This is a genomic window from Bacillus sp. OK048 (genome assembly GCF_900103525.1).
Taxonomy (GTDB): domain Bacteria; phylum Bacillota; class Bacilli; order Bacillales; family Cytobacillaceae; genus Neobacillus.
Genome location: NZ_FNHN01000032.1, coordinates 1 through 7,359, shown reverse-complemented (window position 1 = coordinate 7,359; position 7,359 = coordinate 1). Strand labels below are relative to the sequence as shown.

The window sequence follows — 7,359 nt, the reverse complement described above, 5'->3', positions numbered from 1 at the left end:
TATGAAAGTATTGTTAGGAAGCGTGTCGAAAAATATTTTTTTGACACCCCACCAACGGGTCAAACCGTTGATAAATCAACATTTATAGAGGGAGGAAAAATAAATTTGGCAAAATCATTAGGCTGTTTTACTATTATTCTCAATAAAGAAGGTAATATATTATTAGCTAAGCGAAAGGATTATCCTCTTTGGGATTTGCCAGGAGGGAAACTGGAAAAGGATGAACAATTAGAATTTTGTGCTGTAAGAGAAACTAAGGAGGAGACAGGATATATCATTTCAATTAAAAGAAAAATCGGAGAATATTATCAACCACAATATGATGATACGCAATACATATTCCTAGGGGAAATAAAAGGTGGTTCGCCAATTGAGGATGGTCCTGAAACAGAAAAAGTGGAGTGGTTTAATCCCAAAAGATTACCTATTCTTATGATTCCTAATAGGAGAAAACAAATTAATAATTTTCTAAGACATAAAAACATAGTAATAAAAGACTCAATCACTGTTTCACCTTTTAAGGTCTCGGTATTCAAAGTGTTTTTAAGGATATTTGGTAAAATGGTGTAAGTTTAATATTTGACTATTTGGGGCTTAGAAAAGAAAAATAATTTAAAATTCTAAATGACTACGCTACCTATTCTATATAGAATGTGAATAATTGTACTTAAACTAAAGGGTGCTTTAATTGAATAAGGAATAGATAAAAGTCGATTGAAAATGTCGGCTTTTTTTATTTCATTAAAGACTACGGTGTCATAACTCAGGAGTTATGGTCGTTTTTATAAAAAGTAATCAGAAAGTTATGTTAGAATAAACATAGGAATTACGAAAAGAGGTTATTTTAATGTTTAAAAGACACCCAAGATTAGGTTATATAGTAAATTTTGTAATAACTGTTATATGTATATTTGTTGTACCAATGTTTATATTAAAAAATCATCCTTTTTATGGATTTATCGTTGGCGTGATTCTTGCTACCATAATTAACTCTTTATTAGGTGCAAAATGGATACCCGAAAGTAAATTATTTAAATCAAAAAAATAATGATTTTTAATGTAGCGGTGAAAAATCTAGAGGAAGAACGAACTGGTTTTTTTAAGTAACTTTCTCTTCGCAACTAACGGGTGCGATAGTTTAGATCACCAGCTGCTTCGGCAGCTTTTTTTCTAGTTCCACTAACGAAGCAAGTTTGTTTAATAATATTATTTGGAATTGGAGAATTTATATGCAGAAAAAATTGTGGATTGAGATTTTTGTATACTCGTTATTATTAATAACTTTTATTTATCTTGATTTAAAAAACGATATGCCAACTGTTTATTTAATCACACTAATAGTTGCTTATTTATCTGTAATTATTTACAAAATAAACCGATTGATAAAATTGAAATCAAGTGATGTTAATTAAAACTACGAGTTTTTGCGTAGCAGCGTTATGTCACTAACGGGGGGCTTTAGTGAAAAAAAGACTAAATAAAAAACGAGTTACCATAATTTTGTAACGGGTTCGGTTTTGAGGTGCAAAACATAGTATTAACACACTAATTATTGAACCGAATAACATTTCAATTAGCATTAAATTAAAACAAAAGCGTGGTTAAATGATCACGCTTTTAGCATATGAATTGGTTAAATAGTTAGTTGCATTTTCTTTTATTAATTTTCTAAAGCGAACTTTTTTTGAAGGAAATTGTTAAAATTATGTTAAAATAAATTAAAAGTTTCTAATAATGATTTTGGTGATTTAAGTTATTGGTATGACGGTAGTAGGAATGTTGAGGTGAAAGAATGATTAAAATAAAAAACAAAATATCAAGCTATATTTTATGTTTAGTTTTGGGTGTAACCTTGGGCATAATAGCCAAATATTTAGATACTATCCCAGTTATTGATGAAATTTGGTGGATGAAGGTTCTAAGTTATTTTGGAGATTTATTTACAAGGTTAGGTATTTGGGTTTTAATCGCATCATTTATAGCTGCATATAGTAAAACACTAATTAGAGCTGCGATTAATACATTCATATTTTTTATAGGAATGTTAATAAGCTATTATATATATTCAGCTTATTTATTTGGCGTTTTTCCAACTAGATATTTTATATTATGGGGCAGTATAGCACTAGCCTCTCCTTTGTTAGCGATTATTGTGTGGAAGGCTAAAAACAATGTACGTCTATCTTTTATCTTACCAGCGTTACCTATGGGATTAATGTTAAGTCTTTCTTTAGGAATTGGTTTATTTTATATGTATTTAAATTATATTGAGGAATTAATTATGTATGTTGTTTTATGCGTAGTCTTTTACAAAGGACCAAAGCAAATGGCAATAATAGTTGTTTTTTCGTTTGTTGTAGCGTTATTTGCTAAACAAATAAGTCCATTTCATTTTTAATATTCCATTTAAATAAACCAATTAGTCAGCTATCTTAATATAAGGCTGTTTTCGTAAACTTTGTGGCTTTTATAAAAAGTTATTTTATGATAATTCGAGTATAATAAAAGAAATAAAAGTTGGAGGTGGGGGATATGAATTTGTTAAATTTCTCTTTAGTATTATTAGTTGTTATAGCACTCATTTTGCTTATTTTTGGATTAAAGAGAAAATCTCGATTGTCTATATTTTTTGGTGTTATTGCTTTTATGACGGCATTGCTTTACTTTAGTTTTAACAATTGGATTGTTCTACTGCCTTTGGTACCTGCAATTTCATTTGTAATTTCAGATATCGTAAGGAAAAAAATAAATTCCCCTTGAAAAGACTCCTTGTATGGGGTCTTTTATTATGCACTCCTCAACATTTCTACGGTTTTATAATTAGATTTTTGACAGGCAGAAATAAGCATTTGTTCACCAATACTGTTCGCTAACAATAAAAAAAGCTATCCATTTGGATAGCAGTCGCACATACACTATGAATTATTTGTTGATTTCTTGAAGATAGAATTGCGTAATAAGATCGTGTAATATATATTTCAATTCTGTTTCCGAAAATTTCCGAGCTCTGCCTTGTCCAGGCTTACCGTTCCGAGAATCATAAAAATCCAACAGAATTTTACGTAATTCATCTGTGGATTTTTTTACACCATTTTCTTTTAATAAGTCTTGCAACTTCCAAATTGCATTCTCAATGGTCAACAATTTCATAGTTCCATCTCCCTCGAATTATTTAAGGTAATAAGGAGGAGTGATAAAATGGACAAGTGGTGCGACATACTACCATTATATTAACGCTTAAAAAAGTTATTCGCGGAATCTTTATAAGATAGTCACAATTAACAGTACGAGAAGTATATGCAATTGAAAAAGGTAGCTTATTGCACTAACGGGGTGCAAGAGTTCAAGACTAGGCTGCTATTTTGGCGGCTTTTCTTATTGTGCTAACGGGGCAGGTTAGTGTAAGAAGGATTTCTTAATTCTATTATAGAATAACAGTTAATGGTAGTAAGTAACGTGCAAATTCGAGGAGAAGTATTATGGAAATATCATTGATTAGACACGGAAAATCACAACTAACTGAAAATGATAAAATAAGTGGTTGGGAATTTAAGAAGTGGGTTGAAAAGTATGATTACAATGGAGTGATTGATGAGTCAACGTATCCTTTGGCAACCCTTGAAAAAGTTGCAACTGCTAATATTGTTTTTACCAGTGATTTAAAAAGGGCTGTTGAGTCAGCAAGATTATTAAATCCAGTAACGAATATCATTTCTGACCCTTTATTCCGAGAAACTGAGTTACCTTCTAATTCATCCCAATTATTTAATGTAAAATTAAATCCAAGTATCTGGGCGATTGTATTAAGAATACTATGGTTCAGTGGATATTCAACCAATTGCGAGTCTTTGAAACAAGCAAAATTCAGGGCAAATAAGGCATCACAACAGCTAATTGATTATGCTAATGAGTACAAATCGGTGGTTTTAGTTGGACACGGTTTTTTTAATATGTTAATTGCTAAAGAGTTACAGAAAAAGGGATGGAAAGGTTCAAGAAAAAGGGATGCAAAGCATTGGAATTGTATGACATTTTCCTTATTGAAGTAACGGGGCAGGTTACCTTAAAAAGACCTTATGCTTGGCTTGTATTTGTGAATGGAGGAGTTATTGGAATATCTTTAATTTTGCTTTTACTTACTAAAATTTTCCTTACGTATTAAAATATGTTTTGTAAATTCTGGTAAAGATAATTGTTTTATTTTCAAAGGGGGAATTAGAATGAAAGTCCATATATGGCATACTGGTAGGGTTTATATTGACCAGGCATTAGCTTTTCGAGAGAAAGGATTACACCCTATCCCATATTCTGGTTGGCTACGGGGAGAAAATAAAAAGATGTGGGTTCCCGTTTCCACTTACCTCATTGAGCATCCTAAAGGACTTATCTTGGTTGATACAGGTTGGAATGAAGAAATTAGGATTAATCAAAAAAAACATTTGGGGCGTTTAGCGTATTCTATGTTTAGAGGAGAACTCCCTGTGGGCGAATCAATAGTTGATAAATTAAATGAATTTGGAGTAAAAAGTAGTGAAATAGACTTTGTTTTTTTAACACACCTCCATTCGGACCACGTTAGCGGGTTAAGTCACGTACAAGATGCGAAAAAAATATTTACAAGCGAACTAGAGTTGAAATCGGCAAACAAAAAAGTTGGTTACATTAAGTCAATGTGGGACGGTATCCCAATTGACACATTTATTTTAGAAGATATACCATATGGTCCTTTTAATAAGGGGCTTGATTTTTTTGGAGATGGTACTCTATTTCTAGTTCATACTCCTGGGCATAGCGAAGGGATGTTTTCTTTACTCGTTAAAATGAATGAAGGCTGGTTGTTATTAGCGAGTGACGTAGGATATGCAAAGAAATCTTGGGAACAAATGATATTACCTGGTGTCACATCTAATAAAATTCACGCTAAGAAATCATTAGAATGGATACAAAACTTTTCACAAAGGAAGGATTGCATACAGGTAATAGCAAATCACGATTCCGAGATAACTCCTTTTACAATTGGAGAATCGTAAATGTAGTAGGTTAGTAAAAAAAAAAGGGATGTCATACACAGTTAGTTTGTGAAGAATTATACTTAAACAAACGGGTAGCTTTACTTCAAGAAGGAGTAAAGTCTTTTTTCTTATTGAACTAAAGTGGCCCATATATACAGTATCAGCAAAAAAACATTGATGTGATGCACCCTCTATCTTTGTTTATATGTAATCATAGATAAGCGTTTAAGGACTTGACTTGGAGCCTCTGTGGGTACGATTTGTCTTGAAAGGCTGAAGCAGTTGTTTCATCAGGCAAACGAGCCTATCATACCCACCTCTCCAAGTAAAGTCCTATCGTTGTTTACGTTGAAAACTATATTTACTTACTGAATATATTAAGTAAGCAAAGTTAGAAAAGTGACTGTTTTTGTTTCATTATTTACGATGAATACGGTCAAAAATCATACTGTATATATGGGGCAGGTTAGTGCAACAAAGTCCTATGATAAAAGATAGATACCCATCTAATTACGACCAAGATTGCAAAGAAGGTAGAAGTTATGACTATCTGATTTGTTTGTAGATTATAATGTTTGATGTAAATCAATTATTTAGCTTTTGAAAGTGAGAAAAGGAGGTCGATTAGTGTGACGGAAACAGATGGTTCTACGTTCGTAAGTACGATAACTCCTTGGTTGTCGGTACGTAATGGGAAAAGAGCAGTTGAATTTTACAAAAGTGCTTTTCAGGCAAAGGAAGTCTATCATATGGAAGATCCAAGTGGTGCTATAGTGTCAAGGATTGTAGTAGGCGGGGCAGAATTCTGGGTAAGCGACGATATCGGAGCGGAAAACTGCAACTCAGTTCGGATGATCTTGACAGTGCAAAGCCCAGATTTGGTGTTCCAGCAGGCTCTAACTGCTGGTGCATCAGAAGTTTATCCTGTGCAAGATGCACACGGTTGGCGGGTGGGACGCTTGGCTGACCCATTCGGTTTCCATTGGGAGATTGGTTGTCCATACGAAGAGTAGGCAACTACATTGTCGCGATTGTGAAATATTATTCTTAAAGTAACGGGTGCTTATGTTCAAAAAGAGAACTAACAAATAAAAGTTTGCTGCGCAGTACAACGATACTATGCAATAGAAATGATATTCCACAATCGGGCGTATTGTGGAAGACCATCAGCCTAGTTCCCGGAAAAAATAAGGAGGAATAGGCTTTTTTAATTCAAAATTCTTGATGTTTTTTTATTGGTAACCCTTTGGCAGCAGATGGTAAAATTGGGGGCAACTGCTGGTAAAAACAAGGCAGAGGTGGTACATTCTTGAGACTGTAATCAGGTATGATAGGTTCGTTTGCCTGATGAAACTTTAGCTTCAGCCTTTTAAGACAAATCATACCCACAGAGGCTCCAAGTCAAGTCCTTAAACGCCTATTCTATGGATACATATAAACAATGATAAAGAGTGCATCATATCTATGTTTTGTTGTTGATACTATATATAAGAAGCATTTTAATGGAGCAACATTAGGTAGCCAAATTGAATATTATATGTTGGAAAATGTTAGAAGTGGTATAGTAAAGAAATAAAAGATAATGTAAGAGATTAACATATCTTGGTTTTGTATGAGGGAGATAGAGAATGAGGTTAGAAGAAATCATTAGTATAGTCAAAGAGTACTTTTTTCTGGCATTAATTGTCGTAATTGTTTTAGGGATAATCTTTTTTCTAATGTATTTCATTGTTTATAAAAAACTTTTTGGAGGGAAGAAAAGCCTTCCAAAGAAGCAGCTATTTCTTGTGGGTTTGTTTATTAGTTATGTCATCATGGTTATTGGCGTAACCTTTTTGAATAGAGGTCAAAACTATCAGGACGGGATGGATTTATCTTTATTTACTTCGTATCGAGAAGCTTGGTATAGTTTTAGTGTAAGGCATTGGCAGTTCGTGTATTTAAATATATTCATGTTTGTACCGTTAGGGATTTTTCTCCCAATATTGCATTCGCGTTTTCAAAAAGCTGTATGGACTATTGGGATGGCAGCGTTATTTACACTTTCCATTGAAAGTGTCCAGTTAATAACAGGATACGGTATTTTTGAAGTTGACGATTTATTTAATAATCTACTAGGGGCCATCATTGGATATGGTATCATCATGGGCCTCATTATCGTAAAAGAAAAGGGAATAAAACGAGAGACTGCTGAAAATATAGGCAATCTAAATTTACTGCAATAAAAATTAAAAAGATTAGGGATGTTTTTCAACATTCCCTAATCTTTTTTCGTGTTTTGGATTTTTAAAGGTAAAATAATGGGCTATTACTTACCCATTAACGTGATAATTCGTTTCATATTCAC

At 32.8% G+C, this 7,359-nt stretch carries 9 protein-coding genes; 8 read left to right on the top strand and 1 reads right to left on the bottom strand.

From position 1 onward, the window contains the following. The 4 genes from BLR86_RS25405 to BLR86_RS25385 all read left to right on the top strand — a co-directional run. On the top strand, window positions 1-570 hold a 570-nt coding region (locus tag BLR86_RS25405; RefSeq protein ID WP_254782458.1), incomplete at its 5' end, for an NUDIX hydrolase. Window positions 571-847: 277 nt separating this feature from the next. After that, window positions 848-1,048, top strand: a complete 201-nt coding sequence (locus BLR86_RS25400) for a hypothetical protein (protein ID WP_058000562.1) — start codon at window positions 848-850, stop codon at window positions 1,046-1,048. Between the two features lie 744 nt (window positions 1,049-1,792). Then, window positions 1,793-2,398: a hypothetical protein gene (locus tag BLR86_RS25390; RefSeq protein ID WP_254782457.1), complete on the top strand. Its 606-nt coding sequence runs from the start codon at window positions 1,793-1,795 to the stop codon at window positions 2,396-2,398. 134 nt (window positions 2,399-2,532) lie between these two features. After that, complete coding sequence (locus BLR86_RS25385; protein ID WP_090768568.1) at window positions 2,533-2,760, top strand: hypothetical protein; 228 nt, start codon at window positions 2,533-2,535, stop codon at window positions 2,758-2,760. A gap of 162 nt (window positions 2,761-2,922) precedes the next feature. On the opposite strand, the gene BLR86_RS25380 is transcribed toward BLR86_RS25385, so the two are convergent. Further along, the gene (locus BLR86_RS25380) at window positions 2,923-3,150 is read right to left on the bottom strand and encodes a hypothetical protein (protein ID WP_090768565.1); all 228 of its coding nucleotides are present in this window, start codon (window positions 3,148-3,150) and stop codon (window positions 2,923-2,925) included. A 329-nt stretch (window positions 3,151-3,479) separates the two neighbouring features. Here BLR86_RS25380 and BLR86_RS25375 point away from each other — a divergent pair, with 329 nt between their 5' ends. The 4 genes from BLR86_RS25375 to BLR86_RS25360 all read left to right on the top strand — a co-directional run bounded on the left by BLR86_RS25375 (window position 3,480) and on the right by BLR86_RS25360 (window position 7,237). After that, entirely contained in the window at window positions 3,480-4,049 is a 570-nt protein-coding gene (locus tag BLR86_RS25375) for a histidine phosphatase family protein (RefSeq protein ID WP_090768562.1), read from the top strand. 171 nt (window positions 4,050-4,220) lie between these two features. Further along, window positions 4,221-5,030 carry an N-acyl homoserine lactonase family protein gene (locus BLR86_RS25370; protein WP_090768558.1) on the top strand — a complete coding sequence of 270 codons (810 nt, stop codon included), beginning with the start codon at window positions 4,221-4,223 and terminating at the stop codon, window positions 5,028-5,030. A 611-nt stretch (window positions 5,031-5,641) separates the two neighbouring features. Beyond that, window positions 5,642-6,025 (top strand): VOC family protein, encoded by a 384-nt coding sequence (locus tag BLR86_RS25365; RefSeq protein WP_090768555.1) that lies wholly within the window; start codon window positions 5,642-5,644, stop codon window positions 6,023-6,025. A gap of 615 nt (window positions 6,026-6,640) precedes the next feature. Beyond that, a complete protein-coding gene (locus tag BLR86_RS25360) occupies window positions 6,641-7,237 on the top strand; it encodes a VanZ family protein (protein ID WP_090768552.1) in 597 nt (198 codons plus the stop codon). Window positions 7,238-7,359 lie beyond the last annotated feature (122 nt).

Bases quoted from the DNA above. Each gene is read 5' to 3' on its own strand.
- BLR86_RS25400 (WP_058000562.1), top strand. From the start codon at position 848: ATGTTTAAAAGACACCCAAGATTAGGTTATATAGTAAATTTTGTAATA.
- BLR86_RS25390 (WP_254782457.1), top strand. From the start codon at position 1,793: ATGATTAAAATAAAAAACAAAATATCAAGCTATATTTTATGTTTAGTT.
- BLR86_RS25385 (WP_090768568.1), top strand. From the start codon at position 2,533: ATGAATTTGTTAAATTTCTCTTTAGTATTATTAGTTGTTATAGCACTC.
- BLR86_RS25380 (WP_090768565.1), bottom strand. From the start codon at position 3,150: ATGAAATTGTTGACCATTGAGAATGCAATTTGGAAGTTGCAAGACTTA.
- BLR86_RS25375 (WP_090768562.1), top strand. From the start codon at position 3,480: ATGGAAATATCATTGATTAGACACGGAAAATCACAACTAACTGAAAAT.
- BLR86_RS25370 (WP_090768558.1), top strand. From the start codon at position 4,221: ATGAAAGTCCATATATGGCATACTGGTAGGGTTTATATTGACCAGGCA.
- BLR86_RS25360 (WP_090768552.1), top strand. From the start codon at position 6,641: ATGAGGTTAGAAGAAATCATTAGTATAGTCAAAGAGTACTTTTTTCTG.